26 protein-coding genes are annotated in these 25909 nt (G+C 72.0%); 15 read left to right on the forward strand and 11 right to left on the reverse strand.

Annotated features, from left to right (window positions below; translation table 11 throughout):
• The 5 genes from AB0C69_RS12505 to AB0C69_RS12525 form a co-directional block, all read right to left on the reverse strand.
• Positions 1-1421 (reverse strand): DNA translocase FtsK (locus AB0C69_RS12505; protein ID WP_360352973.1); only part of this gene is annotated, 1421 nt, incomplete at its 3' end.
• Positions 1422-1532: 111 nt separating this feature from the next.
• Positions 1533-2111, reverse strand: a complete 579-nt coding sequence (locus tag AB0C69_RS12510) for a dienelactone hydrolase family protein (protein ID WP_360352975.1) — start codon at positions 2109-2111, stop codon at positions 1533-1535.
• 178 nt (positions 2112-2289) lie between these two features.
• Positions 2290-2640 carry a hypothetical protein gene (locus AB0C69_RS12515; RefSeq protein WP_360352977.1) on the reverse strand — a complete coding sequence of 117 codons (351 nt, stop codon included), beginning with the start codon at positions 2638-2640 and terminating at the stop codon, positions 2290-2292.
• A gap of 11 nt (positions 2641-2651) precedes the next feature.
• On the reverse strand, positions 2652-4871 hold the full coding sequence (locus AB0C69_RS12520; protein WP_360352979.1) for a hypothetical protein: 2220 nt from the start codon (positions 4869-4871) through the stop codon (positions 2652-2654).
• Between the two features lie 66 nt (positions 4872-4937).
• On the reverse strand, positions 4938-5843 hold the full coding sequence (locus AB0C69_RS12525; RefSeq protein WP_360352981.1) for a LysR family transcriptional regulator: 906 nt from the start codon (positions 5841-5843) through the stop codon (positions 4938-4940).
• A 172-nt stretch (positions 5844-6015) separates the two neighbouring features.
• Here AB0C69_RS12525 and AB0C69_RS12530 point away from each other — a divergent pair, with 172 nt between their 5' ends.
• The 4 genes from AB0C69_RS12530 to AB0C69_RS12545 all read left to right on the forward strand — a co-directional run bounded on the left by AB0C69_RS12530 (position 6016) and on the right by AB0C69_RS12545 (position 9135).
• Complete coding sequence (locus tag AB0C69_RS12530) at positions 6016-6897, forward strand: phosphorothioated DNA-binding restriction endonuclease (protein ID WP_360352983.1); 882 nt, start codon at positions 6016-6018, stop codon at positions 6895-6897.
• Positions 6898-7045: 148 nt separating this feature from the next.
• Positions 7046-7288, forward strand: a complete 243-nt coding sequence (locus tag AB0C69_RS12535) for a DUF6411 family protein (protein ID WP_360352985.1) — start codon at positions 7046-7048, stop codon at positions 7286-7288.
• A 282-nt stretch (positions 7289-7570) separates the two neighbouring features.
• Positions 7571-8242: an alpha/beta fold hydrolase gene (locus tag AB0C69_RS12540; protein ID WP_353831901.1), complete on the forward strand. Its 672-nt coding sequence runs from the start codon at positions 7571-7573 to the stop codon at positions 8240-8242.
• Between the two features lie 260 nt (positions 8243-8502).
• Positions 8503-9135 carry an N-acetylmuramoyl-L-alanine amidase gene (locus tag AB0C69_RS12545; protein WP_360352987.1) on the forward strand — a complete coding sequence of 211 codons (633 nt, stop codon included), beginning with the start codon at positions 8503-8505 and terminating at the stop codon, positions 9133-9135.
• A gap of 258 nt (positions 9136-9393) precedes the next feature.
• Here AB0C69_RS12545 and AB0C69_RS12550 read toward each other — a convergent pair whose 3' ends face one another.
• Positions 9394-10257 carry an alpha/beta hydrolase gene (locus AB0C69_RS12550; protein WP_360352989.1) on the reverse strand — a complete coding sequence of 288 codons (864 nt, stop codon included), beginning with the start codon at positions 10255-10257 and terminating at the stop codon, positions 9394-9396.
• 34 nt (positions 10258-10291) lie between these two features.
• Between AB0C69_RS12550 and AB0C69_RS12555 the strand changes: the two genes are divergently transcribed.
• Both AB0C69_RS12555 and AB0C69_RS12560 read left to right on the forward strand, forming a co-directional pair.
• On the forward strand, positions 10292-12268 hold the full coding sequence (locus AB0C69_RS12555) for a BTAD domain-containing putative transcriptional regulator (protein ID WP_360352991.1): 1977 nt from the start codon (positions 10292-10294) through the stop codon (positions 12266-12268).
• Between the two features lie 145 nt (positions 12269-12413).
• Positions 12414-14072, forward strand: a complete 1659-nt coding sequence (locus tag AB0C69_RS12560; protein ID WP_360352993.1) for a catalase — start codon at positions 12414-12416, stop codon at positions 14070-14072.
• On the opposite strand, the gene AB0C69_RS12565 is transcribed toward AB0C69_RS12560, so the two are convergent.
• Positions 14069-14521 carry a hypothetical protein gene (locus AB0C69_RS12565; protein WP_345178896.1) on the reverse strand — a complete coding sequence of 151 codons (453 nt, stop codon included), beginning with the start codon at positions 14519-14521 and terminating at the stop codon, positions 14069-14071. The genes AB0C69_RS12560 and AB0C69_RS12565 overlap by 4 nt on opposite strands.
• 135 nt (positions 14522-14656) lie before the next feature.
• On the reverse strand, positions 14657-15775 hold the full coding sequence (locus tag AB0C69_RS12570; protein WP_360352995.1) for a pyridoxal-phosphate dependent enzyme: 1119 nt from the start codon (positions 15773-15775) through the stop codon (positions 14657-14659).
• A gap of 88 nt (positions 15776-15863) precedes the next feature.
• On the opposite strand from AB0C69_RS12570, the gene AB0C69_RS12575 reads away from it, so the two are divergent.
• From AB0C69_RS12575 to AB0C69_RS12595, 5 genes are all read left to right on the forward strand, one after another.
• Positions 15864-16754, forward strand: a complete 891-nt coding sequence (locus AB0C69_RS12575; RefSeq protein ID WP_360352997.1) for a LysR family transcriptional regulator — start codon at positions 15864-15866, stop codon at positions 16752-16754.
• Between the two features lie 139 nt (positions 16755-16893).
• Positions 16894-17166 (forward strand): hypothetical protein, encoded by a 273-nt coding sequence (locus tag AB0C69_RS12580; protein ID WP_345178889.1) that lies wholly within the window; start codon positions 16894-16896, stop codon positions 17164-17166.
• Between the two features lie 13 nt (positions 17167-17179).
• Entirely contained in the window at positions 17180-17323 is a 144-nt protein-coding gene (locus AB0C69_RS12585) for a hypothetical protein (RefSeq protein ID WP_345178886.1), read from the forward strand.
• An 852-nt stretch (positions 17324-18175) separates the two neighbouring features.
• The gene (locus tag AB0C69_RS12590) at positions 18176-18949 is read left to right on the forward strand and encodes a MerR family transcriptional regulator (protein ID WP_345178878.1); all 774 of its coding nucleotides are present in this window, start codon (positions 18176-18178) and stop codon (positions 18947-18949) included.
• Positions 18950-19017: 68 nt separating this feature from the next.
• Positions 19018-19881 carry a serine hydrolase gene (locus tag AB0C69_RS12595; protein ID WP_360353000.1) on the forward strand — a complete coding sequence of 288 codons (864 nt, stop codon included), beginning with the start codon at positions 19018-19020 and terminating at the stop codon, positions 19879-19881.
• Positions 19882-19909: 28 nt separating this feature from the next.
• On the opposite strand, the gene AB0C69_RS12600 is transcribed toward AB0C69_RS12595, so the two are convergent.
• Positions 19910-20398 (reverse strand): helix-turn-helix domain-containing protein, encoded by a 489-nt coding sequence (locus AB0C69_RS12600; protein WP_360353002.1) that lies wholly within the window; start codon positions 20396-20398, stop codon positions 19910-19912.
• A 63-nt stretch (positions 20399-20461) separates the two neighbouring features.
• On the opposite strand from AB0C69_RS12600, the gene AB0C69_RS12605 reads away from it, so the two are divergent.
• The 3 genes from AB0C69_RS12605 to AB0C69_RS12615 all read left to right on the forward strand — a co-directional run bounded on the left by AB0C69_RS12605 (position 20462) and on the right by AB0C69_RS12615 (position 23526).
• On the forward strand, positions 20462-20842 hold the full coding sequence (locus AB0C69_RS12605) for a hypothetical protein (RefSeq protein ID WP_345178870.1): 381 nt from the start codon (positions 20462-20464) through the stop codon (positions 20840-20842).
• Between the two features lie 44 nt (positions 20843-20886).
• Complete coding sequence (locus AB0C69_RS12610) at positions 20887-22650, forward strand: prolyl oligopeptidase family serine peptidase (protein ID WP_360353004.1); 1764 nt, start codon at positions 20887-20889, stop codon at positions 22648-22650.
• 147 nt (positions 22651-22797) lie between these two features.
• Positions 22798-23526, forward strand: coding sequence for a hypothetical protein (locus AB0C69_RS12615; RefSeq protein WP_360353006.1), 729 nt, complete (start codon positions 22798-22800; stop codon positions 23524-23526).
• On the opposite strand, the gene AB0C69_RS12620 is transcribed toward AB0C69_RS12615, so the two are convergent.
• Positions 23504-24172 carry a TetR family transcriptional regulator gene (locus AB0C69_RS12620; protein ID WP_345178866.1) on the reverse strand — a complete coding sequence of 223 codons (669 nt, stop codon included), beginning with the start codon at positions 24170-24172 and terminating at the stop codon, positions 23504-23506. The two genes, AB0C69_RS12615 and AB0C69_RS12620, sit on opposite strands and share 23 nt — an antisense overlap.
• Positions 24173-24264: 92 nt before the next feature.
• Between AB0C69_RS12620 and AB0C69_RS12625 the strand changes: the two genes are divergently transcribed.
• The gene (locus AB0C69_RS12625; RefSeq protein WP_360353008.1) at positions 24265-24684 is read left to right on the forward strand and encodes a nuclear transport factor 2 family protein; all 420 of its coding nucleotides are present in this window, start codon (positions 24265-24267) and stop codon (positions 24682-24684) included.
• Here the strand turns inward: AB0C69_RS12625 and AB0C69_RS12630 are convergent.
• A complete protein-coding gene (locus tag AB0C69_RS12630; RefSeq protein ID WP_360353010.1) occupies positions 24674-25768 on the reverse strand; it encodes an aspartate-semialdehyde dehydrogenase in 1095 nt (364 codons plus the stop codon). The two genes, AB0C69_RS12625 and AB0C69_RS12630, sit on opposite strands and share 11 nt — an antisense overlap.
• Positions 25769-25909: the final 141 nt, after the last annotated feature.

Below are 25909 nucleotides of genomic sequence, written 5' to 3' on the forward strand. Positions count from 1 at the left end.
TCGACCCGCTTGGGATCGACCAGGATCATCCGCACCTCATCGGGAGTCGCGCGCATCAGGATCGAGGTGATCAACCCGTTGATGCACGTCGACTTGCCGGCCCCGGTCGCGCCCGCGATCAGGATGTGCGGCATCTTTGCCAGGTTCGCCACCACCGTGCGGCCCTCGACGTCCTTGCCCAGCCCCACGATCATCGGATGATGCTCGTTGGTCGCGGCCGGCGAGCGCAGCACGTCACCCAGACTGACGATGTCCTTGTCGGTGTTGGGGATCTCCACCCCGATCGCCGACTTACCGGGAATCGGCGAGATGATCCGCACATCAGCGCTCTTCACCGCATAGGCGATGTTCTTGGTCAGCGCGGTGACCTTCTCCACCTTCACCGCCGGACCCAGCTCGATCTCGTACCGCGTGATCGTCGGCCCCCGCGTGAACCCCGTCACCTGCGCATCGATATCGAACTGCTCCAACACCCCCGTAAGCGCGTTCACCACCGTGTCATTGGCCTTCGTCCGCGGCTTGGACACACTCCCGGGCCGCAACGCCGCCGGATCGGGCAGCACGTACCGGGCTTTCACCGGCGAGGCCGGTCGTCCGATACGCCTTAGTTCGCGTGCTACGGCGGCGGCATCCGCGGGGCGGTCATCGGGGGTTTTTGCGAGCAGGGCCAGGATGAGCGCGTCCAGAGCTGCGGGGGTGTCGGGCCGCAGCGCGCGGGGAGAAGGGGCGGGACGGGCCAAGTGCTGGGCGACGATGGCTTGCAGATCGTCGCCGGGGAAGACGTACCGGCCGGTGAGCATGTGGAAGAGAGTGCAGCCGAGGGCGTACAGGTCGGCCCGCCCGTCCAGGGGTTGACCGGCGGCCTGTTCGGGAGGCATGTAAGCGAAAGTGCCCATTCGGACGCCTGTCGCCGACAGTCCCGCAGTGGCGCCCTGCAGTCTGGCGATGCCGAAGTCGCAGATTTTCACCTGCCCGCTTGGCAGCAGCATCAGATTGGCCGGCTTGATATCGCGATGCACTACCCCGGCCGCGTGCGCAGCCGCCAGCCCTTCGGCCACTTGGGCCCCGTAGTCCAGTACCAGCTCAATGGGCAGGCCGCCGGGTTGCCGTTCCAGAATCTTGCGCAGGTCCTGCCCAGTCAGCAACTCAAGGACAAGGAAGGGGTGTCCGCGTTCCTCACCGACGTCGAAGACCGCAGCGATGGCCGGGTGGGACAGGCGGGCGGCGGCCCGGCCCTCGCGGCGGAACCTGCCCATCGCCTGGGCCATTTCGCTCTCATCGCGCCAGTTGGGCAGCAGAACCTTCAACGCGACAGGACGCTCCAACGACAGGTCGAGCCCGCGCCACACCTCGCCCATGCCGCCGCGACCCAGCAACGTCTCCAGGCGGTACCGGCCCGCCAATTCCAGTCCCGGCTGCACAATCCCGCCCTCATACCGTCCGTCGCCCTAGCCGTGAGGCTCCCACCCAGCCTAGATCTCACCCGTTTCCCTGGGCAGCGGCTACGGAAGCTGAGCAACGACCAAGCCGGGTCATTTGATGCGGTTGAGGAACTTCAGGACTCGATCGGTGGCCTGGGTTGCGGCGTGTTCGTCGTGCGTTGGCAGGCTGCTGTCGGTGAAGAGGTGCCTGTCGCCGGGGTAGAGGAACAGTTCGGCATCCGTCGCGGTTTCGACGAGCGCCCGGGCTGCGTCGACGTCGCCCTCCCCTGCGAAGAACGGATCCGCGTCCATGCCGTGGATCTGGACCGGGACGTCGTCGGGCCAGGCACCGCCGAACTCCGCGACCGGGAGGCACGCCTCCAGCAGCAGCGCACCCTTTGCGCCGGGGCGGGTCTGGGCCAGCTTCTGCGCCGGCAGGACTCCGAGCGAGAACCCGAGATAGACGAGTTCAGCCGGCAGTCCCTCAGTGGCGGCGGTCCCGCGCGCGATGATCGTGCCGAATCCGATGTCCTCGGTGTAGCTCATGCCGTTCTCGAGGCTGTCGAATGTCTGCCCCTCGAACAGGTCCGGGACGTGAACGGTGTGTCCGACCCGTCGCAGCTGCTCGGCGAACTCACGGACGCCGGCGGTCAGCCCGTGCCCGTGGTGGAAGACCAGCACCTCAGCCATCTCGCTCCCCTCGTGCTGTGGTGCCCGGCGGCACCGCAGCACGAGTATGGCCCGCGCCGACGGAGGGTTCGGACAGGCATCGCGGGCGCAGCTCCCCGCGGTGGGTGGAGCCGGTGTCGAGGGCTCTTTTTACCGGCTGGACGAAGAGCCGGTCCGCCACCGTTTCTTTACCAGTGGACTATTGGATGGTCGTGGCCAGCAGGACCGTGGCTAGGGCGCCGCCTGCTGCGTTTTCCAGGATTGATTGGAGGGAGGAGCGGAGGCGTGTCAGGCGGTCGCGTTCGGGGTGGGGGGCTTGTATCTCGTTCAGGATTTCGGTGGCGTGGACCTGGAGGTTCTGCTGCTGATCGGCGGCCAAGGCCAGCACCGGGAGCGCCTGGATTATCGCTTGGGCGTAGGTGGCCAAGGCGGCCAGGTCGTCTGGGACGGGATGCGGTGTCTCCTGGTGCAGCTCGATGTTCCGACCGTTCAGGACGTTGCCGCTGAGGTCGCCGCCGATGCTGCCGATGTGCAGGTTGCCTTCCCCCATGGTGTCTCCCCTCATGTCGTGGACGGGTCTGGGCTGGGCTGGGAGGTGGGGCTCTCTGGCGGCAGCGCTTCCGCATCAAGGTCCCATTGAATGCCCCACGGCCGACCGGGGACGGGTACGCGAATATAGGCGGAGCGCGACATGTAGTCGGGCAACCGGATGTCGATGGAGAAGTGGCAGCTCTGGTCTGGACGGAGCTGCCGAGGGCAATCTATCGGCTTGACGATGAAGTACTGCCGGTCCGGTCCGTCCACCTTGTAATTTGCGATATCTCCGTTGCCCCAGCACCTTTCCCAGCCTGGGTAAGAATTCCAGGTGATGCTGCGCTTGAAGGGCTTCCATTCGGATGATTCCGGCACCTGGAAGGTGAGAATGCCACCGAGCTCGAACGTGTGCGACTTCGTGTCGCACGACGGTGTGGGAGGGGGTTTCGGGTCGGGCCCCGGGTCGGGTCCGGCGGGTGGGGGGTCGCCTCTCCTGGTCGGGTCGTCGCCGTTGCGGGGCGGGGTCTTTCCGCCGTCCTGTCCTGGAGGTCGGAACGTCGTGTGGCGGCCTTGCGGTGAGGAGGGCGAGGACTCGACGATCTGGGGCTGGGCCGCTTTCTCTCCGGAGAGGGGGGTCGGGGACCGCATGCCCATGTAGCCGATTCCGCCGACCACTGCGGCGACGCCCGTGGCAGCGGCTATGCCGCTGACCGCGGGTTTGGCCAGCAGGCGCTGCGTCGTGCCCTTCGGTTTCGTGACGGTTTGGGCCGCGTGCCCTGCCAGGGCCTTGTGCGCCACGACCGCGGTCGCCGCTGCCCCACCGATCGCCGCCCCTTTGCCCGCCGCCTTCAGCCGCGCTGCCTGCTCGTTCTTGAAGTACGACTCGTCTTCGGTCGAGCCGAGGGCCCGTGCGGCGCGCAGGCCCAGGGAGAGCACTTCGGTCCAGGACCCCCAGTGGAGGGAGAGTGCCAGCCTCGGTGCGGCGGCTCGGGCGAGGTCGCGGGCTGGTGCGTGTGCCTCGGCTTCCAGGGCGGCCCGCAGAACCTGGACGATCAGGGGGGCTACGTCGCTGGTCTCTGCGATCGACGCTCGCTTGGCCCAGTCGGCCAGCCGCGCCGCACACCCGGCGGCGTCGAATTCGCTGCCTGCCAGTGCGGCCACCTCGGTCGCCGCTTTGTCGGTCGTCGCGTAGCCGAGTGGTCCTTCGCTCACCAGCCGGGCATGTTCCAGCATTGACAACGCTTCGGCTACGTCGCCAGGCCTCCCTGCCTTTGCAGTGGGGTTTTCCGAGGTAGCAGCGCTACCGGCTGAGGACGAGGGCTCACCGTGGTCCTGGTGGGTGTCTAGGGCAAGGGCGGTGAGAAGGGGGAGCGGGATTGGGACGCCGTCGACCGCGCACAGTAGGCCCAGGACGGCGCGGGCGGGTGCGTTGAGCGCGGCGGCGAGTGCTTCGGTGAGGGCGCCCGGGTCGAGGGAGGAGTGGAGGCCGTCAGCCCGCATGGTCGCGGCCGCGCGTACCAGGGCGAGTGGACGGCCCCCGGTGGCGCGCCGCAGTTCGTCCGCGGCGGCGAGCTCGTCGTCTCGGAGGTCGCGGCCGAGTTTCCGGACGAGAAGGTCTCGTGCGGCGTCTGCGTCCAGGCCGCGCAGTTCGAGTGCGGTTCCCTCGCCGAACAGCAGGCGCGTCGGGCCGGCTACTGCGATGTCACAGGACGGGACGGCGGCCAGAAGTTCGGCCAGGTCGGTGCTCGTTCCCGCATAGTCGTCCAGGACGAGCAGGGCTTCGATCGACGACATCAGCCGGACCATGACGTCCTGGGCGGGCCGGTATCCGGAGATGGCGTAGCACGCCTTGAAGACTTCCTGGATGACGTCTTCCGCCGGCACGTCGGCGACCGGCAGGTAGACGACGGAGCGGCCCGCCTTGGCCTGCCTGGCGGCGAGTTCGCACAGCAGCGTCGTCTTCCCGGAACCGCGCTCACCGTAGACCTGGACGCGGCCGCGGGCGGCGAGCCCTTCTTCCAGTGCATGCAGTTCTCGGTCACGCCCCAGGGGTTTCTCAGCACGAGGCAGAGGGCGACCGTGAGGCTGTTTGCGCGGGGCGGGGTCGGATGGTGTGCCGACGTAGTTGACCGTGGAGCCGGGGCCGCTGACGACGAGGGCGTGGTCGCCGTTCACCACCGTCCCGCTGAGATCCCCGCCTATCTCTGAAATTCTTATTTCTCCCATGATTCCCCCGTCCGTGCTCACGCGAAATGTACTGAGCAGCGGCTTCCGAGGGCCAAGACCTGTTGTCTATGCGGCTATAGAGCGTGTCTATATGGCGCCTGCGGCACGCAGTTCCCGGACGGTTCGTGCGGCGAGTTCGCAGAAGACCTCCGGAAGGCCCTCGTCGGAGCGCCGTCGGGCTGCGACCGTGACCGTCGGGGAGAGTCCGGTCATCGGCAGGGTCTCGATCCCTGAGGGCGCCAGGGTGTCGCGCAGCGCGAACGGCCCGGGGCAGGGGACGCCGTTCAGCCGGATGGAGAGCGCGGCGGCGGCGACGGTGTCCACCGGCTCGCCGAGGAACCGCGCGTCCTCGTGGTTCCGCTCCTCGTAGAAGGTCCACCAGCGCTGCGCGGTCAGGGGGACGCTGTCGGCGATCGCGACGAAGGCGGCGTCGATGACGTCGTCGAGCGTGAGCGTGCCGGCTTCTGCCAGCGGGTGCCCGGCCGGCACCAGGACGGCGCGGGGTTCGTCGTCGACGAGGACTTCCCAGTCGAGCCGCTCGGGGTCGACGGGGAGGCGGATCAGGGCGACGTCCACGTCTCCGTCGAGGAGCGGCCGGTCCAGTTCGTTGAGTTCCAGGGCCCGCCAGGCCGTCCGCACTTCCGGAAACGCCGCCTTGAACGCGCTGATCACAGGCACCTGGACGTCTCCCGGCAGGGGACCGGCGATTCCGATGCGCAGGGTGCGCGGGCCGGCGGCCCGGTGGCGGGCCGCCGAGACCGCGTCAGCGGTGGCGGCGAGGATGGCGACGACGTGTTCGTAGAAGACCGCTCCGGACGCTGTGGGTGCGATGCCGCCCGGCTCCCGGACGAGCAGCGTCGCGCCCACCTCGCGTTCGAGGACGCGGATCTGCTGGCTGAGGGTCGGTTGGGATATGTGGAGTGCCTGGGCCGCCCGGGTGAACGAGCCCTGCTCGACAACCGCTAAAAAGTACCGGAAATGCCGGAGTTCCATCTCGTCTCCAGAAGGCGCCGCCCGATGCCGGCAGAGCGATTCTACGATTCGGCTCCTCCGGCTCCGGAGAGCAATGGAGGTTTGTCCGGCAGTGGCCGTCTCCCGTCCGCGAGAGACCTTTGATCATCAACGGGCGTGATCTCGCCATTGCGGTTCCCGTAGGGTGCCGGGTGTGGACTGGGTTGAGCGGGTTACGGGGGTCCGCAGGTGGTCGCGGGGTGGGGAGCGGGCGCCGCATAAGCCTTTGCTGTTGTTGTACGCGCTCGGGCACTTTCAGCGGTGCGGTGATGCGCCGATCTTCTACAGCGAGGTCGAGGAGCACCTCGCCGGGCTTCTGCGGGAGTTCGGGCCGCCCCGGAAGACCAGTCCCGCATATCCCTTTCACTATCTGACCAGCGACGGTTTGTGGGAGGTGCGGACCGCCGATGGGGGCGGCAGTCCGGGACCCGGTGTCGGCGGCCTGCGGGCTCGGGCCGCGCGGGGGCGGCTGACCGGGGAGCTGGCGGCCGCGCTGCGGGATGATCCGCGGTTGTTGCCCCAGCTTTGCCGCGCCATTCTGGACGTCAACTTCGAACCCTCGCTGCATGACGACATCTGCGCGGCCGCCGGGATCGACCTGGAGTCGATCGAGGCCGCGGGCGCGGTGATCCCGCGGCGGCGCGACCGGGCCTTCCGCGAGCAGATCATGGTCGCCTACGAGTACCAGTGCGCGTTCTGCGGCTATGACGGCTGGCTGAACGGGACCGCGGTCGGGCTGGACGCCGCGCACGTCCGATGGTGGGCCTTTGACGGGCCCGACGACATCACCAACGGCATCTGCCTGTGCGCGCTTCACCACAAGCTCTTCGACAAGGGCGCGCTCGGCATAGCCGAGGATCGGCGGGTCACCGTGTCGGTGCACTACGTCGGGCGCGGGCCGGCCGCCCGCCATCAGGTTCACGCTCTGGCCGGACGCCCGATCAGCACGGCGCAGAAGGCCTTTCCGGACGTGGATGACCAGCACCTCGCCTGGCACGCCCGCGAGGTTTTCCGCTCCCCTGCTCGGGCGGCGTGACGCAACTCGGGGCCCGCGCACACCGTCTGCCGCCCGGTTCGAAGCGTCAGCCAGGTCGTGCCCTCGCGGTCCTGAGGGGCGGGCTGCATGGCTCGGTCAAGTGAGGGTAGAGCGGCTTTGACCGTAAACGGCTGAAAGGGCGGGTTTCATGATTATTGTCGCCATCGTGGGCGTCTGTGCTGTTCTGCTGGTTCTGGCGTTCCTGCTGCCGAGGTTGTCGCGGCATCCGCAGCGAGGGACCCAGCGCGCGCTGGGGGTGGGGTCACGTGCGGGTTCTTCCGCTCCGGGCGGGCTCGGGCGGCTGCTGAGCAAGCCGTTCCGCAGCTCCTCGCGTGCCGTCGGCCGCAGCGGGGACGCCGGGCGGCGCGCTCGCGCCCGCTCCCCGTTCTGATTCCCAGCCCGTAGCCGTGGCATCCTTCGCCGCCCGTCTCCCAGCTGAGGCGGGCGGCAGCCCTTTTTGAGGTGCGGTAGCGGTCGGGGCCGGCTCGGCGGTTCAGCGGGGACGGCTTCGTGGCCTTGCGCGGTGAGGTTCAGCGCAGCGGGGGCCGCCGGCGGGGGCTGACGGCCGTCAGCCGCCCGATTTCCGTCCGGGAGGCCGGTGATTTCGCCGATGCTCTCCGGGAGGGCGGGGTTCAGACTCCGGGGCGTTGGCTGTCCCACCCCTGGAGGTTCCATGAGAAAGGTCCTCGGTTCCGTCGTCGCTTTGCTCGCGGCGCTGGCGGCGTTCGGATTCGGCCTCGCGCCGGCGCAGGCGGCCGGGCCGCGGCCCGTGGTGTTCGTGCACGGGTACACCGGCAACGCGTCCAACTGGGTCACCGCCATGTCGGTGTTCCGCGCAGCGGGCTACAGCAGCGACCAGCTGTTCGCCTACGAGTACAACTCCTACGGCGACAACAAGCAGAACGCGGCGGGGCTCGCCTCCTACGTGAACCAGGTGAAGTCGCGGACCGGCGCCTCCCAGGTCGACATCGTCAACCACTCCATGGGCGGCCTGGTCAGCCAGTACTACCTGAAGGTGCTGAACGGGAACCCGAACGTCGCGCACCTGGCGTCGATCGCGGGCGCCAACCACGGGACGACGTACGCCACCGCCTGCACGGCCTTCGAGACGTGCCGGCAGATGCTCCCCGGGTCGACGTTCATCCAGCAGATCAGCGCGGGGGACGAGACGCCCGGCAGCACGCAGTACGCCACCTGGTACTCGCCGTGCGACGGCATCATCATCCCCTACACCAGCACCCGCCTGGACGGCGCGAACAACCACTACGTGGCCTGCCAGACCCACCTCGGCTACCTCGCCGACGCGGTGGTTCTCGGCGCCATCGCCCAGTTCACGAAGAGCTGACGCCGGCGCCGGACATAACGGGCGGGAGGGACGACCTCCCGCCCGTTCCGTTTGGCGCCGCGAGGCCCGGCGCAGAAACCCGGTGAGGGCGAGGGGGGAGCCGGCCTATGGAGAAGCTCGTTGGGAAGCCTGTGGCGGCTTGCCTGGTCTGCCTGGGACTACTCGCCTGCCATGCTCGGCCCGCCACGGGCAGCGGGCCGCCGCCGGCTCCGAAGGGCGGCGGGTCCACAGCGCCGGAACCCCTCAGCGGAAAGGTGATCGTGCTCGATCCCGGGCACAACGGCGGGAACGCGGCCCATCCGGAAGCGATCAGCCGGCCGGTGTGGGTCGGGAACGGCCGCAAGGCCTGCAACACGACCGGGACCGCCACCGCGGACGGTTACGCCGAGCACGCCTTCACCTGGGACGTCTCGAACCGGCTGGCGAAGGCGCTGCGGGCCAGGGGCGCCAGGGTGACGCTGACGCGCGGCAGCGACGCGGGGGTGGGGCCCTGCGTCACGGAGCGGGCGGCGATCGGGAACCGGGCGCGCGCCGACGCGACGCTGTCGATCCACGGCGACGGTGCGGCGGCGGCCAGGCACGGCTTCCACGTCATCCTGCCGATGCCCGTGGGCGGGAACAGGGGGATCGTCGCCCCGTCCGCCCGCCTGGGGACGGCGATCCGCGACGCCTACCGGTCGGGGACGAGCATGCCCTACGCCGACTACCTCGGGAAGGACGGGCTCGACCGGCGGGACGATCTCGGCGGGCTGAACATGTCCACCGTGCCGGCCGTGTTCATCGAGTGCGGGAACATGAAGAACCCGGGGGATGCGGCCAGGATGTCGAGTGCCGCGTTCAGGCAGCTCATGGCCGAGTCCCTGGCCGAGGGCTTCGAGGACTACCTCCGCTGAGTTTGCCCGTTACTGGGATTGTTCGGGACGTCTCCGGCTAGGTCAGTCACGACGAGGCACACCGGACGAACGGACGATCGCCATGAACCGCAGGCGCGGACGGAGCGCGTCGCCGCCCAACTGGGAAATGCTGCTTGGGCTGGTCGCCACCGGCTTCATCATCTACGTGTGGGTGTGGGCGGCGACGCAGGGCGGCCCGCCCTTCTGGTAGCGGCGGCCCGCCCTTCTGGTGGCCGCGGGGCCGCCCCTGCGTCTCGCTCATCGCTCCAGGAGCGTCCTGAGGGACTTCGCCACCTCCGCGGGCGCCTCCTCTGCCATGAAGTGGCCGCACGTGACGGTCTCATGGCGGAGGTCGGCCGCCCATGCGCCCCACAGCGCGACGGCGTCGTAGCCGAGGGCGGCGCCCCAGTCCTGCTGGAGGACGGTGACGGGCATCCGCAGGCGGTTGCCCGCTTCCCGGTCGGCCGTGTCGTGGTCGACGTCGATCCCGGCGGACGCGCGGTAGTCCGCGACGATCGAGGGGACGGCGGCGCGGCAGGCGTCCAGGTAGGCGGCGCGGACGTCGGGCGGGATCGCGGACGGGTCGTTCGTCCACGCGTCGAGGAAGTGGCCGAAGAAGGCGTCCGGGGCGCCGGAGATCAGCTGCTCGGGGAGGCCGGGCGGCTGCGCCATCAGGTACAGGTGGAAGCCGACGGCGGCCGACGCGCCGCGCATGACGTCCCACATGTCCAGGGTCGGCAGGATGTCCAGGCAGGCGAGATGGGTGATCGTGCCGGGGTGGTCGAGGCCGGCGCGGAACGCGACGTGCGCGCCGCGGTCGTGGCCGGCGAGGGCGAAGCGGTCGTGGCCGAGGACGCGGGCGAGCGCGACGGTGTCGGCGGCCATGGTCCGCTTGGAGTAGCCGTCGGACGGTTTGTCGCTCTCGCCGTACCCGCGCAGGTCGGGGACGATGACCGTGTGGTCGGCGGCGAGGTCGCGGGCGACGTGCCGCCACATCAGGTGGGTCTGCGGGAAGCCGTGCAGCAGGACGATCGGGGGACCCGATCCGCCGACCGCCGCGTTGAGGGACACGCCCTCGGCGACGGGGACGCGCTGGTAGTCGAAATCGCTGATCGTTGGCATGAGTCCCAGGCTGCCGGGCGCGGATGAGCATCCGATGAGCGCGCTATACCGTGAGGGCGTGGAGGTCCTGTTCGGGGTGCTGGGGCCGGTGACGGCCTGGGACGGGCACGGGGACGCGATCGCCCTGAAGGGGCCTCGGCACCGCGCCGTCCTGGCCCGCCTGATCGTCGCGCGGGGGCGCGTGGTGCCGGTGTCCCGGATCGTGGACGATCTGTGGGTCGATCCGCCGGCGGACGCGGTCGGCGCCGTCCGCACCTTCGTGGCGGCGCTGCGGCGCGTCCTCGAACCGGATCGCCCGCCGAGGACGCCGCCCCGGCTGCTGGTCACCGAGGGCCCGGGCTACGCGCTGCGCGCCGGGCCCGAGGCCGTGGACGCCTGGCGTTTCGAGCGGGTCGTGGCCTCGGACCGTCCCCCCGCCGAACTGGCCGTCGCGCTGGACGAGGCGCTGGGCTGGTGGCGCGGCCCCGCCTACGCCGAGTTCGCCGAGGAGCCGTGGGCGCGGGCGGAGCACTCCCGTCTGGCCGAACTGCGGCTGCGCGCCGTCGAGCGGAAGGCCGAGGCGCGGCTGGCGCAGGGCCTGGCCGCCGAGGCGATACCGGATCTGGACGCGCATGTCGCCGACCATCCCTGGCGCGAGGACGCCTGGCGTCTACTGGCGCTCGCCCTCTACCGGACCGGCCGTCAGGGCGACGCACTGGCCGTCCTGCACAGGGCCCGCGGCCTTCTGGTCGAGGAACTGGGGTTGGACCCCGGTCCGGCCTTGCGCCGCCTGGAGGAGGACATCCTCCGCCAGGCCGACCACCTGGAACCCGCCCGGGACGCGGCGTCGCGCGTGTGGGCCCAGGCGGCCGAGGCATACGACCGGACGGTCGCGTCCGGTGCGCGTGCCCGGCTGGAGTCGACGGTCGGCCTGCTGCGGAGCCTCGCGGTGACCGGCGCCGGGGGCCTGGAGGCGGCCCGGGAGCAGCGCCTGGCGGTCGTCACGGCGGCCGAGGATCTGGGCGACGCGGAGCTGACCGCCCGGGTGATCGGCGCGTTCGACGTCCCGGCGATCTGGACCCGGTCGGACGATCCGCGCCAGGCGGCCGGAGTGGTGGCGGCGGCGGAGCGCGCCCTCGCCGGGCTGCCGGAGGACGGGCACGAGGCCGCGCGGGCCCGGCTGCTGGCCACGATCGCGCTGGAGTCGCGCGGCGCCCGCGACGACCGGGGGCGCGAGGCGGCGCGGGCGGCCGTGCGGGTTGCCCGCGAGTTGGACGATCCAGCGCTCCTCGCGTTCGCGCTGAACGGCGCGTTCATGCAGGCGTTCGACCGGGCGGGGCTGGCGCCGCGGCGGGACGGGATCGGCGCGGAGCTGGTGGACGTGTCGGCGCGCAACGACCTGTCGAGCTACGAGGTGCTCGGTCATCTCGTCCGGGTCCAGGCCCGCGCCGCGCTCGGCGACTTCGGCGGGGCCGACCGGCACGCGGACGCCGCCGACCGCCTCGCCGAGCGGCACGAGCGCCCGCTGGTCGGCGTGTTCACGACCTGGTACCGGGCTCTGCGGCTCGCCGCGTCCGGCGAGGCGTCGTTCGAGGAGGCCGAGAGCGCCTACCGGGCCGCGGCCGCGCGCATGGAGGGCTGCGGGATGCCCGGTCTGGAGGAGGGGTTGCTGCCGCTCGCCCTCCTCTGCCTGCGCGTCCAGCACCGGCTGCCCGCCCAGACCGGGCCCGCCGACTGGGGGCCGTACCTGCCGTGGGCCCGGCCGCTGGTGCTGCTGGCGCGCGGACGTCCCGGCGAGGCCGCCGCGGCGCTGCGGGACGTCCCCGAACCGCCACGCGACCTGCTGTTCGAAGCCCTGTGGTGCCTCACCGGGCAGGCCGCCATCGCGGTGGGCGACCGGGCGGCGATGCGGCGCGCGCACGACGAACTCGTCCCGGCCGCGGGCGAACTGGCGGGCGCGCAGAGCGGGCTGCTCACCCTGGGCCCGGTCTCCAGGCACGTGGACGACCTCGCCGCCGCCCTCACCGAATGACCGGCCGCGCGGCGCCGGGCTTCCGGCGGTCCGCAGGCCGGCTGTGCGCACGCCCACGCCCGAGGAGGGTTTACCTGGTGCAGACCTTCCTCTGTCCCGCGCCGGGTAGGGCGCCAGCGAGAGCGGGTGAGAGGAGACAGGCGTCGTGACGGACGTTGCGAGCATGGGGCCACAGCCAGGGGACGACCGTCCGGTGCTGACCAACCGGCAGGGCCACCCGGTGTACGACAACCAGAACCAGCGCACGGTGGGCTCTCGGGGCCCGGCCACCTTGGAGAACTACCAGTTTCTGGAGAAGATCAGCCATTTCGATCGGGAGCGCATCCCGGAGCGGGTCGTGCACGCGCGCGGCGTGACGGCGTACGGGTTCTTCGAGGCGTACGGGAAATGGGGCGACGAGCCGATCGCGAACTACACCCGCGCCAGGCTGTTCCACGGGGAGGGCAAGCGCACTCCCATCGCGCTGCGGTTCTCCACGGTCATCGGCGGGCGCGACTCGGCGGAGACGGCGCGGGACCCGCGCGGGTTCGCCATCAAGTTCTACACCGAGGACGGCAACTGGGACCTCGTCGGCAACAACCTGGCGGTCTTCTTCATCCGGGACGCCATCAAGTTCCCCGACGTCATCCACGCCCTCAAGCCCGATCCGGTGACGTTCCGGCAGGAGCCGGCGCGCATCTTCGACTTCATGTCGCAGACGCCTGAGTCGATGCACATGCTCGTCAACCTGTTCAGCCCGCGCGGGATCCCGGCCGACTACCGGCACATGCAGGGATTCGGCGTGAACACCTACAAGTGGGTGAACCAGACAGGCGAGACCAAGCTCGTGAAGTACCACTGGATGCCGAAGCAGGGCGTGCGCAGCATGACGGCGGAGGACGCCGCCGCCGTGCAGGCCGACGACCTCGGGCACGCGACGAAGGACCTCCACGAGGCCATCGACCGCGGGGAGTTCCCGGAGTGGGAGCTGGTCGTCCAGATGATGGACGACCATGAGCACCCGGAGCTGGACTTCGATCCCCTCGACGACACGAAGGTGTGGCCGGAGAACGACTTCCCGCCGAAGCCGGTCGGGCGGATCGTCCTCGACCGGAACGTCGAGGACAACTTCGCCGAGAACGAGCAGATCTCGTTCGGCACCGGCGTCCTGGTCGACGGGCTCGACTTCTCCGACGACAAGATGCTCGTCGGGCGGACGTTCTCCTACAGCGACACCCAGCGCCACCGGGTCGGCCCGAACTACCTCCAGCTGCCCGTCAACCGGGCCAAGGGCACCCATGTGCGGACGAACCAGCGCGACGGGCAGATGGCGTACCACGTGGACGCCGGAGGGGCGAACCCCCACGTGAACTACGAGCCGTCCATCACCGGGGGCCTGCGCGAGGGCGAGTACCCGACGCACGACGAGCAGGGCCCGGAGATCACGGGGCGCCTCACCCGCAAGCGCATCGCCCGGGCGAACGACTACAGGCAGGCGGGCCAGCGCTACCTGCTCATGGAGGAGTGGGAGCGCGACGACCTGGTGCGCAACCTCGTCGAGCTGATCTCGGAGTGCGCGCGTCCCGTCCAGGAGCGCATGGTGTGGCACTTCCTGCTCGCCGAGGACGATCTCGGGCTGCGCGTCGGCCAGGGGCTCGGCATCTCCGCCGACGACGTCGGGAACCTCGGCCCGCTGCCCGGGCAGGACCTCACCGACGAGGACCAGCAGCGGCTGAAGAACCTCGGCCAGAACGGTCCGCGGGACGTCGACGGCCTGAGGATGACGCACTGCGTGCCGAACGAGAGGGCCGTCCGGCGGCGCTAGTTCTCGGAGACGAGGGTGCGGAGGCGGCGCGTCCCGGCGTGCCGCCCGGCCCGGCGGTGGCCCTCGACGGCGGCCTGGACGATGCGGCCCTCCGCGCTGAACGCCTGCTCCATGACCGTGACGTACTCGGCCGTGGGCGGGTAGAGGCCGGCGGCGGCGCCGGCCGTCCGGCGGATCAGGACGCGGGCGCCGGTGCGCAGCGCGGACTCGAAGTGCCGGACGTCGTGCCCCGCGCGGGCCTGGCTGGCGCCGAGGGCGCGGAACGCGTCGAGCACGGCGGCCGTCTCGCGGGCGCCGGTGTAGGCGGCGAGGGCGTCCCGGACGAGGGCGAGGATCTCGCGCGCCCGCAGGTGCGTGTAGGCGGGGACGCGCTCGGCGATCTCTCCGGCGACCTCGGCGGTGATCTCGTCGAGGCGGTCGGCGAGGAACTGGTCCAGAGTGGGCTGCATGGCGCGTCCCCTCTCGTTGCTCGTCCCCGGGGCGACCGGGAGCGTGGGCCGAGAGCACACCGATCCAGGCGGATGCGGTGAGATTATGTTACCGGCGCGTAGGTCAGATCCGCTGCCCCCTTTTCCGAAATGTCGTTAAGCGGGGTTGGCGGCCCGCCCCTCCGTGGCCAGGAGGACGACCGTTTCCCCGTGCCCGGCCGCGAGGAGCGGGCGGCGGTCCGGCGCCAGCGCGGCACGGGCCCCGGCGAGGGAGGCGGCGCCGCACGGCCCGGCCGCGACCCCGAGGCGGGCCAGGTCACACGCAGCGCGGGCCGTGGACGCGTCGGTGACCGCTACGGCGGCGTCCAGGCCGGCTCGTAGGACGGGCCAAGCGAGAGTCGACGGAGTTGCGCAGTTCAACCCCGCCATGGTGGTCGGCCGTGTCCTGACGGTCAGCGGCCTGTCCTGGTGGAGGCTCGCCAAGGCGCAGGGCGCCGCATCGGGTTCGACGGAGAGCAGCGTGGGAGCGGACCGTCCAGAGCGGTAGTGAGTCACAGCCGCCTGGGCCAGCGACCCCACCCCCACTGGAATGGCCACAAGGCCCGCTGGGGCGGCCCCCACCTCGGCGAGTTGTTCGTCTATCTCGCTGAAGAGGGTGGAGTAGCCCTCGACTATCCATTGCGGCACGCGTTCGTAGCCCGGCCATGCGGTGTCCTGGACGAGCAGCGCCGACGGGTCGGCGGCCGCGGCGTCGGCGGCGATCCGCACCGCCTCGTCGTAGGGCGCCGGTATCTCGGTCACGGCCGCGCCCTCCGCCTTGATCGCCGCCACCGCCTCGGGGTGGACGCCGTGCGGGACGCAGACCTCCGCTGCCAGCCCCAGCAGCCGGGCCATCGCCGCGACCGCGCGGCCGTGGTTGCCGTCCGTCGCCGTCACGAGCCGGACGTCCGGCCGCGCCGACCGCAGATCGGCGAGGGACGTCCCGCCGGGCGCGAGGCCCAGCCGGTCGCAGAGCGCCCGGTGGACGCCCCACGAGGCGCCGAGGATCTTGAAGGCGGGCAGGCCGAGGCGCGCCGACTCGTCCTTGACGAACACCCGCCGGGCGCCGAGTTCGGCCGCCAGAGACGGCAGCTCGACGAGCGGCGTCGCGGCGTGACCGGGGAGCGTCCGGTGGAAGGCGGCGACGTCGCGCGGCGCGGGCGGGCACGTCCAGTCGCGCGCGGCCGGACGGGCGAACCAGGACGAACGGGCTAGCGAGGCGGGGGCCGTGACCATGGCGAACACCGTCCCGCGCCGGGCTCCGATCGGTCCAGCGAACGTTTCCGAGCGATAATCGTCATCCGAGCCGATGAATGGAGCGGCCATGCTGGACCTGCACCGACTCCGGCTTCTGCGCGAGCTGAAGCACCGGGGGACGCTCGCCGCCGTCGCCGAGGCACTCTCCTACAGCCCGTCCTCGATCTCGCAGCAGCTGTCCGTCCTGGAGAGGGAGGCCGGGGTGCCGCTGCTGGAGCCGGTGGGTCGCCGCGTCCGGCTGACCGCGCAGGCCGAGATCCTCGTCGCGCACACCGAGGCCGTGCTGGAGCGCCTCGAACGCGCGGAGGCCGACCTCGCCGCGTCCCTGCACGGGATCACGGGGGTGCTGCGGGTCGCCGCGTTCCAGACGGCCGCGCTCGCGCTCGTCCCCGACGCGCTCAGCGCGCTGCGCGACGCCCACCCGCGGCTCCGGATCGAGATCACGCAGCGGGAGCCGGAGAGCGCCCTGCCCGCCCTGCTCGCGCGCGACTTCGACCTGGTGATCACCGAGGAGTACCCGGGTGACCCGAGCCCCCGCCCGGCGGGCGTCGACCACGAGGAGCTCGGGACGGACGAGATCCGCCTCGCGCTCCCCTCGCGGTCGCCGGGCGGGGGCCTGCGCGACCTGGCGGAGAGTCCCTGGGCGATGGAGCCGGAGGGCACGGCGTCCCGGCGGTGGGCGACGCGGCTGTGCCGGGAGGCGGGCTTCGAGCCGGACGTGCGTTTCGAGTCGACCGACCTGCTGCTGCATCTGCGGCTGGTCGAGCGCGGCCACGCCGCCGCGCTGCTCCCGGGCCTGGCCTGGCAGGACGGCCCGCCCGCCGTGCCCGTCGTCGAGCTGCCGGAGGAGCACCGTACCCGCCGCCTGTTCACGGCGTCCCGCCGGGGAAGCGGCTCCCATCCGGCCGTACGCGCCTTCCGCAAGGCCCTCGCGGAGGCCTTTTCGTCCCGTTCCTAAGGCCTGCTCAGGGGTGAGCCGGGGGAGAACTCCACCCCGGATCGGGGTTTTCCCCTATGGCGATGAATCCGCGGGGAAGGCAGAGTCGTTATCAGCAGAAGGGTGACAAGGAAGTCTCCCGCAGGAAGAAGGCACTCCGATGTCGACCATGCCGAGCCTCACCTCGATGAACGCGTCCGACCTCGCCGAGATCCTGTTCACCTCCCCGCTGCAGGAGTCCGACCGCCCCTCCGCCGAGCAGGTCCGCACCACGATCAACGACCGCTTCGGGGCCTGCGGCGGGGACGTCTCCCGCTGGACCGCCGCCGTCGCCCAGGAGGCCGGCGACCATCCGGACGCCTTCCTGGCCCGGATGCGCTGGGCCCTCACCAGCGTGTACGCGGCCTACCCCGACCTGACCACCGCCGCCTGATCCGGGAGGGATCATGCGTTCACCGTTCGCCGACCGCCGCGAGGACATCCTCCCCCGCTCGCTCGCCGACCTGCTCGCCGCCGAGGCGTCCCGCGCCGAGGACGAGGCCCCCCGGCGCCGGCAGCGCCGCACGACGACGGCGCGGCGCGCCACGTAGCCGCCGCCGTCCGGCGCCTCCCGGATGACCGGCCCGGCCCGCCACATGTTCCCGCGGGCCCGGTGAGACCTCTCCACGTATTGGGGCCCGGCCTGAGCCGGACGGGGCCCTAGGGCCCTGAAGTGCGGGACCCGATTCTTCCTAGCGTGTTCTCACCTAGAAGAACGCGCGGAGGGACGGGACTCGATGAGGCGCCGAATTGTCGACATCGCCGCAAGCGGTGCAGTGTGCAGCGTCATGACGGCTGCCCTGATGTTCTTCTCGGGTCTCCAGGGACACGGGGAAACGGCGAGCCGCGCCTCGGACACCGAGGCCCGGGCCGGTTCCAAGGTGCAGGTGAAGAACGCACCGTCCTCCCAGCTCCAAGAAGCGAAGAAGAATTGCGTTCTGCGTGCCTGGCGCCCGTCCATCAGGGGGAAGGGCACGTCCGCCCAGGTCGTCGGCTACGGCAGCATCATCTGCGACAAGCCCGGATACATCGCCTTCGAAGTGTCGCTCTGCCAGCGCATTCCGGGCGACCGCTGGGCCTGCAACACGAGTCAGAACTCCCTCACCGTCAGGAAGTGGGGGTCGTATCTCCAGGCCAAGGCGACGATTCCGTGCGACCAGACCTCGGGCAGGGAGACCTACCGGACCGCGGTCGTCGGCGATGTCGTCGAGGGCTGGGACGAGCATCGGCGACCAGACCGACGAGCGCGAGGGCCGCGGAACGGGTCTTCAGCATCTTTCGCCTTTCTTTCCGGCAGGGGGCGTCGTCAACGACGGGGATCTGACGTGCGCGGCCCCGCCGGCGTTCCGTCGCCGCACGATGCGGGACGTGGCCGGGACCGGCCGCGAACTATGCTGGCCGCCGTGAGCGAAGAGCCGACGGAGGAACAGGGCGGCCGTCCCGGCGCCGGGGCCCGCGAGTACCGCATCGGCGAACTCGCCACGGCCGCCGGGGTCCCGGTGCGGACCCTGCGGTACTACCAGGAGCGCAAGCTGCTGCCGCCGCCCCGCCGCGAGGGGCGCATCGGCCTGTACTCCGAGGACCACCTGGCCCGCCTCCGCATGATCGGAAACCTGCTGGACCGCGGGCACACCCTGGAGGGCATCCGCGAGCTGCTGGCCGCCTGGGAGCAGGGCCGCGACATCGGCACCGTGCTCGGCGTCGAGAAGGCGGTCACGACTCCGTGGTCGAACGAGGTCCCGGTGACGATGACGCTGGACGAGCTGGCCGCGCTGTTCCCCGGCGAGGTCGGCCCGGAGGCGGTCGAGCGGGCCGTCGCGCTCGGGCACATCGAGGTGGACGGCGACCGCGTCACCCACTGGAGCCGCCGCCAGCTCGACGCCACGGTGACGCTGGTGAGGGCGGGGGTGCCGCTGGACGCCGTGCTCGCGACCGGGCAGGAGCTCCAGCGCAGCATGGACGACCTCGCCGCGATGTTCGTCCGGCTGATCACGACGCACGTCGTCGGGCGGCTGGACGAGGCCGTCGACGACCGGCACCTCGGGGCCCTCACCGAGACCATCGCCCGGCTGCGCCCCGGCGCCCAGGTCACGGTCGAGGCCGGCTTCGCCCGGGCCATGGACCGGCAGGTCCGCGCCGCGATCGACGAGCTGCTCGGCCGCCTGGCCAGTCCCTGAGCCGTCCTTTACCGAAGCACGGCCCCCGGACGGCCCGTCCCGGCTTTCATGATCAATAGCGTGGCCGGATGGCACGATCCATCGCCGCGCTCGCGCTCGCGGCCGCGCTGCTGCCGACCGCCGCGCCCGCCCGGGCCGCGGCCCCGGACGGCCCCTGCACATCGCTCCGGCACCCGAAGGCCGCCGAGCGGCTCGGCGCGCGGATCGGGCAGGCGCTGCGCGGCCGCGCCGGGACCGAGTCCGTCGCCGTGTACGACCGCCGGCGCGGCATCCGCTGCGCGGTCGCGGCCGGGCGCCGCTACGACTCGGCGAGCGTCGTCAAGGTCACGGTCCTGGGCGCGCTGCTGCGCCGGGCGGTCGACGAGGACCGCCCGCTGACGGCGGCCGAGAGGCTCCGCGCCCGCAGGATGATCACCCGCTCGGACAACCGCGCGACGTCCGAGCTGTGGCGCTCGCTGGGACGTGCCCGCATCGCGGACTTCATCGACCGGGCCGGGATGACGCGGACCGAACTGGAGCCGGACGGCCACTGGGGACTCACCCAGATCACCGCGCACGACGAGATCGAACTGCTGAGGCGCCTCACCGCGCCGAACGCGCTCCTGCCCGCCGGGGCCCGCGCCTACGCGCTGAGGCTGATGCACGAGGTCGTCCCGGCGCAGCGGTGGGGAACCCCCGCTGGGCGTCCTCCCGAGGTCGCCTGGCATGTGAAGAACGGCTGGCTGCCCCGCCCGGAGCGGCGCTGGCGCGTCCACAGCATCGGGAGTTTCGACGGGCACGGCGAGGACTACATGATCGTCGTCCTCACCCAGGACACCCCGTCCATGGCCTACGGGATCGCCACCATCGAACGGGTGGCCCGCACCGTCCACCGCACGCTGGCCGGCACGAATCAGCCGACGCCGCACGGCCGTAAGCGGCAAACCCTCTGACCAGCGCCGGGCCAGGCGAAGACGACCGCTATCCCGGATCGGCGTCCTGACGTGCGGCGGGACCCTGTTCCAGGGCGGCCTCATAGGCGCGCAGAGCGCTGATGACCGTGGCGCGCTCGGTGGGGGCGAGGTCGCGCATGACGCGCTCCCAGGCGGAGGCGCTGCCGGAGAGCCACTCGCCGATCGGCGCGGCGAAGGCGGGGGCGATGGCGACGATGCGGCGGCGGCGGTCGGCGGGGTCGGCGGTGCGCTCCAGGACGCCCGGCCGCGACAGCTCGCTCACCATGAGGCTGACGGTCGTCGGGGCGACCTCCAGCCGGGCGGCCAGCTCGTTGACGCTGGCCGGGCCGTCGTACTCCAGGTGGGCCAGCAGCGCGAGATGGCGCGGCGCCAGGTCGAGGCCCTGGAGCGCCGGCGGAATGGGCAGCCGCTTGGCGCGGCCGACGAGGCGCGGCATGAGCAGCAGCAGGGTGCGGACGGCCTCGTCGACGGCCGGACCGCCCGATCCGGTGGACATCGCCACCCTCCCCAGTTACCTTTGAGGTCAAAGCCTTTGAGGCCAAAGAGAACGGGGACCACTGTGCCGCACCTGACCGCCCATCTGCCAGAGGACAAGCTGGCGGGCCGCGAATCCGAGCTCGTCACCGCGCTGACCGAGGCCATCGTCGGCGTCTACGGCGAATGGGCCCGCGGGCTGGTGGGCATCCGCCTGTCCGGCGTCCCCGCCGGCCGCTTCGCGCAGGGCGGGAAGGCCGTGGACACGAACGTCTCGCTGGTCATGGGCGTGCGCGCCGCCGCCTTCGACCGTCCCGACGCCGCCGAGATCAGCGCGAACCTGGCCGCCGCCCTCACCGACGCGATCACCGCCGTCCTCGGCGAGGAGCTCCGGCCCGGCACCACGGTGGAACTGGTGCCCTCCCCCCAGGAACTCACCTTCGTCGCCGGCGCCCCCGCCCCCTGACCCGTCACGAAGGACAGTGCGGAAGGGTCGGCGATACTGGGGGGATGGTCGACGACGAGCGCTGGAAGGCGCGTTTCCGGGCCGCGCGGATCAGCCTGCCCCGATGGGCGCGAGACGCCCCGAGCCGCAGCATCTACCGCTCCAACGTGAGCGGGACTTGGGAGATCTACACCTGGGACCGCGAGACGGGCGAGCAGCGCCAGGTGACCGACCGCCCCAACGGGACCTGGGCCGGGACCGTCGACCCGTCCGGCGAGTGGGTGTGGTGGTTCGCCGACACGGACGGCGACGAGTTCGGCGTGTGGAAGCGCGTCCCGTTCGGGGAGACCGAGAGCGTTCCGGCCGTTCCCGAGCTGGAGCCGTCGTACCCGTCGGGGCTGGCGCTGGGCCGCAGCGGCCTCGCCGTGATCGGGCGGACGACGGGGGAGGGCAACAGCGTCCACCTGTGCCGGGCGGGCGCCGCGCCGGAGGTGATCTACCACCACGCGGAGGACGCCCACGTCGCCGACGTCTCGCGGGACGAGTCCCTGATCGCGATCGGGCACAGCGAGCACGGCGACAGCCGCCACATGGCGCTGCGGGTCGTGCGGCAGGACGGCTCCCCGGTCGCCGACCTGTGGGACGGGCCGGGCAAGGGCGTCTACGGCGCCGGGTTCGCCCCGGTCGACGGCGACCCGCGGCTCCTGGTCCACCACGAGCGGCGCGGGCGGGAGGAGATGCTCATCTGGGACCCGGTCGCGGGCACCGAGCAGGAGATCGTCCTCGACCTGCCCGGCGAGATCGGCGCGACCTGGTACCCCGACGGGGCCGCGCTGCTGGTCTCCCACTCGCACGAGGCGCGCGACGAGCTGTACCGCTACGACCTGACCGGCGGGGACCTGACCAGGATCGACACGCCGCGCGGGGTGCTCGGCGGGGCCGACGTCCGGCCGGACGGGACGGTCGAGTTCTTCTGGTCGTCTGCCGCCGAGCCGCCGGTGATCCGCTCGACGTCCGGCGCGGTCGTGCTCGCCCCGCCCGGGCCCGCGGCGCCGCCGTCCGTCCCGGTCGAGGACGTGTGGGTGGACGGCCCAGGCGGCCGCATCCACGCGCTGGTCAGCAAGCCGGAGGGCGAACGCCCCCACCCGACCGTCTTCGACGTCCACGGGGGGCCGACCGCGCAGGACGACGACTCCTTCGCCCCGGCCGTCGCCGCGTGGGTCGACCACGGTTTCGCGGTCGTCCGCGTCAACTACCGGGGCTCGACCGGCTACGGCTCCGAATGGCGCGACGCCATCGAGGGGCGCGTCGGCATCACCGAGCTGGAGGACATCAAGGCCGTCCGCGACTGGGCGGTCGAGTCGGGCCTCGCCGACCCGGCGCGGCTGGTGCTGACCGGCGGGTCGTGGGGAGGGTTCCTCACCCTGCTCGGGATCGGCACGCAGCCGGACGACTGGAGCGTCGCGGTCGCGGCCGTTCCGGTGGCCGACTACGTCGCCGCGTTCGAGGACGAGATGGAGGGCCTGCAGGCGTTCGACCGGTCCCTGTTCGGCGGTTCGCCGGAGGAGGTGCCGGAGCGGTACCGCGAGTCGTCCCCCATCACCTACGTCGAGCGGGTCAAGGCGCCGGTGCTGGTCCTGGCGGGGGAGAACGACCCGCGCTGCCCCATCCGGCAGATCGACAACTACCTGGCGCGGCTCACGGAGCTGGGGCGCCCGCACGAGGTGTACCGGTACGACGCGGGCCACGGCTCCCTCGTCGTCGAGGAGCGCATCACCCAGATGGCCGCCGAGATCGACTTCGCCCGGAAACATCTCGGCATGTCGTGATCTTTCCCCGGGCCGGGCGGGCCGCCCCGCCCGGCCCGGGTTTACAAGATCGACCCTTCGGGCATCCCTCCGATCGGCCGACCGCACCACCGGTCCAGCGAGGACCGGCTCTCGCCCCCCGGACGTCACCGATCGGGGGGATCGCCCATGGCACGGCCGTGCAGCGTCCACTGCGCCATGCCGTCGAGGTGCGGCCGGGCGCCCGGCGTCGCCGGTCATCCGGCCTTCCGCCGGGCGGCCGCGGCGACCGCGCTCGCCATCGCCGCCACGATGCTCGCGCTCGCCCCTCCCCGCGCGTCCGCCGCGACCCGCCCTCCACCGGGTCCGCCGCCCGCGTCCGACGCCGGGCCGCCGGTCCCGGCCGGGCGCCTGCTCGCCCCGGTGCCCCCGCCCCGTCCCGGAGCCGGGTCGCCGGCCGCGCGGAGACGGACCGTCCCGCCGCGCGACGATCCGCCGGACCTGCCGAGCTCGCAGCGCCTGGACCAGCAGTTCGCCGAGTACGCGCTGCGGGCGAGCGGCATCGGCTGGCGCTCCACCGGCGGCTGCTCCGACCGGACGGTGCGGACCTGCACCTCCTTCGAGGGCATCCGGTGGGGGACGATCAGGAGCCTGATCGAGTTCGCGGAGTCGAGCGGCTGCGAGATCGTCGTCACCGGCGGCACCGAGCACGGGCACGCGGGCGGCGCCTACAGCCACGCCAACGGCTACAAGATCGACATCGCGACCGGAGCCTGCGTCGACGAGGCGGTGCGGCGCTACCCGTTCACCGGCGTGCGCGGGGACGGCGCGCGGCTCCACCGGTCCCCCGAGGGCGTCGTCTTCGCCCGCGAGAAGGACCACTGGGACATCACGATCAGGCGCGGACCTCGCGGATGATGCCCACCAGCTCGCGGGTGACCGACTTGAAGCCGGGGATGCGCGACATCGCGACCATGCGGTTGACCAGCGGGACCGTCCGCTCGACGAGGAGGTAGGTCTTGCGGCAGCCGGGGGAGCTGTCGTGCACCCAGTACAGCACGATGCCCATCGAGTAGATCCACAGCAGCTCGGGCAGCTCCGCCCGGAACTCCTTGTCGATCTTCAGGTCGGAGCCCTCGACGACCTCGCGGTAGATCGCCACCGCCGAGTCGCGGGCGGGCCCGGACTCGGCGCTGAACGGGTTGAGCGGGCTGGTCGGCTCGGCGGCGAACTTGAAGAACTTCCCGGCGAACTCGTGGTACGGGACCATCGTGTCGACCCGGGCCCTGAGGACGCCCAGCAGCCGGGGCGCGAACTCGCGCTCGGTGTCGAGGACGGCCCTGCAGGCGGCGACGTGCTCGTCCTGCAGCTCGTCGTAGTACGCCTGGATCAGCTCTTCCTTGGACCCGAAGTAGTAGTAGGCGTTGCCGACCGAGACACCCGCCTCCTTGGCGATCGCCCGCATGGTCGTCTGCTCGTATCCCCGCTCCCGGAACAGGCGCAGCGCCGTTTCGACGATCAGGGCGCGCGTCTGCTCGGACTTCACGGCCTTCGTCTCGGTCACGCATGCCACCCTAAGCCCGAGTACGGCCTCCCGCTCATGGCGCCGCCCGCCGCGCGGCGCAACCCGGCGCCCGGGCCCGGTGTTCACCGAGCATGGCCGATGCCCTGAAAGCACTCGAACGCTTCTACGCCGCCGAGGCGGACTACCTGGCCGCCGGCGGCCCCGGCAAGGGGGACTTCTCCGTGATGGCCGCCCATCTCACCCCGGACGTCGTCATGCACCAGGCGCCCAGCCTCCCCTACGGCGGGACGTGGCGCGGCCACGACGGCATGGAGCGGTTCATGGCCGTGATGAGCGAGCTGTGGTCGGAGCTGACGTTCCGCGAGCAGCACTACGCGGTGGACGGCGAGACGGTGACCGTCCGCAACGACTGCGTCTTCCGGGCCCGCGTGACCGGGCGGGAGGTCGACACGTCCGTCCTGCAGTGGATCACGGTGCGGGACGGCCTGGTCAGCGAGTTCCGCCCCTTCTACCTGGACACCTCCGCCGTCCTCGCGGCCCTCAGGGGGTGAGCTCGGCGGCGACCAGCTCGGCGATCTGGGCGGTGTTGAGCGCGGCGCCGTTGCGGAGGTTGTCGCCGCAGAGGAAGAGGTCGAGCGCCTTCGGATCGTCCAGCGAGCGCCGCACCCGCCCCACCCAGGCGGGGTCGGTGCCGACGACGTCCGCGGGCGTCGGGAACTCCTGCGTCTCCGGGTTGTCGCACAGGACGACGCCGGGCGACCCGGCGAGGACGGCCTGCGCCTCCCGCTGGTCGACCCGGTTCTCGAACACCGCGTGGACCGACAGCGAGTGCGCCGTCACCACCGGGACGCGGACGCAGGTCGCCGTCACCCGCAGGTCGCGCAGGCCGAGCACCTTCCTCGCCTCCTCCCGGATCCCGAGCTCCTCCGAGCTCCAGCCGCCGTCGCGCACCTCGCCCGTCCACGGCACGACGTTCATCGCGAGCGGCGCCGGGAACGGCCCGAGCTCGCCCACCGCGCGGCGCAGGTCGCCCGCGCGGGTGCCGAGCGCGCGGTCGCCGCCGACCTTCTCCATCTGCTCGTACAGGGTGTCGACGCCCTCCACCCCCGCCCCCGACGCGGCCTGGTAGGACGACACGACGAGCTCCCGCAGCCCGTACCGCTGGTGCAGCGCGCCGACCACCGTGATCATCGAGAGCGTGGTGCAGCCGGGGCTCGCGACGATCCCGCGGGGACGCCGGCGCACCCGCTCCGGGTTCACCTCCGGGACGACGAGCGGCACGTCCGGCGCCATCCGGAACGCCCCGGAGTTGTCGACCGCCACGGCGCCGCGGTCCGTCGCGACGGGCACCCACCGCGCGGCCACCGCGTCGGGCACCGCGAACACCGCGATGTCGACGCCGTCGAACACCTCGGGCGCCAGCGCCACCACCGGGGCCTGGGCGCCCCGCAGCGGCAGCGCCCGTCCCGCCGACCGGGGCGAGGCGACCAGCCGGATCTCCCCGTACACGTCGCGGCGGGTGGTCAGCAGGTCGATCATCACGGCCCCGACGGCCCCCGTGGCTCCGACGACGGCGAGCGTCGGCCCGTCCGTCCCGCTGGTCCTCGCGCCGGCCGTCCGGGCATTCGGGGCCATGGTCGCGTCACCCTCTCGCCGTCGAGTCGTGTCCGCACGTCCAACTCCCGCCGCGCGCGGGCGGTTCCCTATACGACCCTGCCACCGGGGGCGGCCGGCGTCAGCGTCATGCGCCACAGGCCGAGCACGCCGAAGCGGGCC

It is taken from the genome of Actinomadura sp. NPDC048032, assembly GCF_040653175.1.
Lineage (GTDB): Bacteria > Actinomycetota > Actinomycetes > Streptosporangiales > Streptosporangiaceae > Spirillospora > Spirillospora verrucosospora.

Coding starts and splice junctions, on each gene's coding strand:
- AB0C69_RS12555 (WP_360352991.1), top strand. CDS start 10,292: ATGAGCGCGCTATACCGTGAGGGCGTGGAGGTCCTGTTCGGGGTGCTG.
- AB0C69_RS12570 (WP_360352995.1), bottom strand. CDS start 15,775: ATGGTCACGGCCCCCGCCTCGCTAGCCCGTTCGTCCTGGTTCGCCCGT.
- AB0C69_RS12575 (WP_360352997.1), top strand. CDS start 15,864: ATGCTGGACCTGCACCGACTCCGGCTTCTGCGCGAGCTGAAGCACCGG.
- AB0C69_RS12595 (WP_360353000.1), top strand. CDS start 19,018: ATGGCACGATCCATCGCCGCGCTCGCGCTCGCGGCCGCGCTGCTGCCG.
- AB0C69_RS12615 (WP_360353006.1), top strand. CDS start 22,798: ATGGCACGGCCGTGCAGCGTCCACTGCGCCATGCCGTCGAGGTGCGGC.
- AB0C69_RS12515 (WP_360352977.1), bottom strand. CDS start 2,640: ATGGGGGAAGGCAACCTGCACATCGGCAGCATCGGCGGCGACCTCAGC.
- AB0C69_RS12525 (WP_360352981.1), bottom strand. CDS start 5,843: ATGGAACTCCGGCATTTCCGGTACTTTTTAGCGGTTGTCGAGCAGGGC.
- AB0C69_RS12540 (WP_353831901.1), top strand. CDS start 7,571: ATGAGAAAGGTCCTCGGTTCCGTCGTCGCTTTGCTCGCGGCGCTGGCG.
- AB0C69_RS12630 (WP_360353010.1), bottom strand. CDS start 25,768: ATGGCCCCGAATGCCCGGACGGCCGGCGCGAGGACCAGCGGGACGGAC.
- AB0C69_RS12565 (WP_345178896.1), bottom strand. CDS start 14,521: ATGCAGCCCACTCTGGACCAGTTCCTCGCCGACCGCCTCGACGAGATC.
- AB0C69_RS12585 (WP_345178886.1), top strand. CDS start 17,180: ATGCGTTCACCGTTCGCCGACCGCCGCGAGGACATCCTCCCCCGCTCG.
- AB0C69_RS12610 (WP_360353004.1), top strand. CDS start 20,887: ATGGTCGACGACGAGCGCTGGAAGGCGCGTTTCCGGGCCGCGCGGATC.
- AB0C69_RS12580 (WP_345178889.1), top strand. CDS start 16,894: ATGTCGACCATGCCGAGCCTCACCTCGATGAACGCGTCCGACCTCGCC.
- AB0C69_RS12550 (WP_360352989.1), bottom strand. CDS start 10,257: ATGCCAACGATCAGCGATTTCGACTACCAGCGCGTCCCCGTCGCCGAG.
- AB0C69_RS12600 (WP_360353002.1), bottom strand. CDS start 20,398: ATGTCCACCGGATCGGGCGGTCCGGCCGTCGACGAGGCCGTCCGCACC.
- AB0C69_RS12535 (WP_360352985.1), top strand. CDS start 7,046: ATGATTATTGTCGCCATCGTGGGCGTCTGTGCTGTTCTGCTGGTTCTG.
- AB0C69_RS12510 (WP_360352975.1), bottom strand. CDS start 2,111: ATGGCTGAGGTGCTGGTCTTCCACCACGGGCACGGGCTGACCGCCGGC.
- AB0C69_RS12625 (WP_360353008.1), top strand. CDS start 24,265: ATGGCCGATGCCCTGAAAGCACTCGAACGCTTCTACGCCGCCGAGGCG.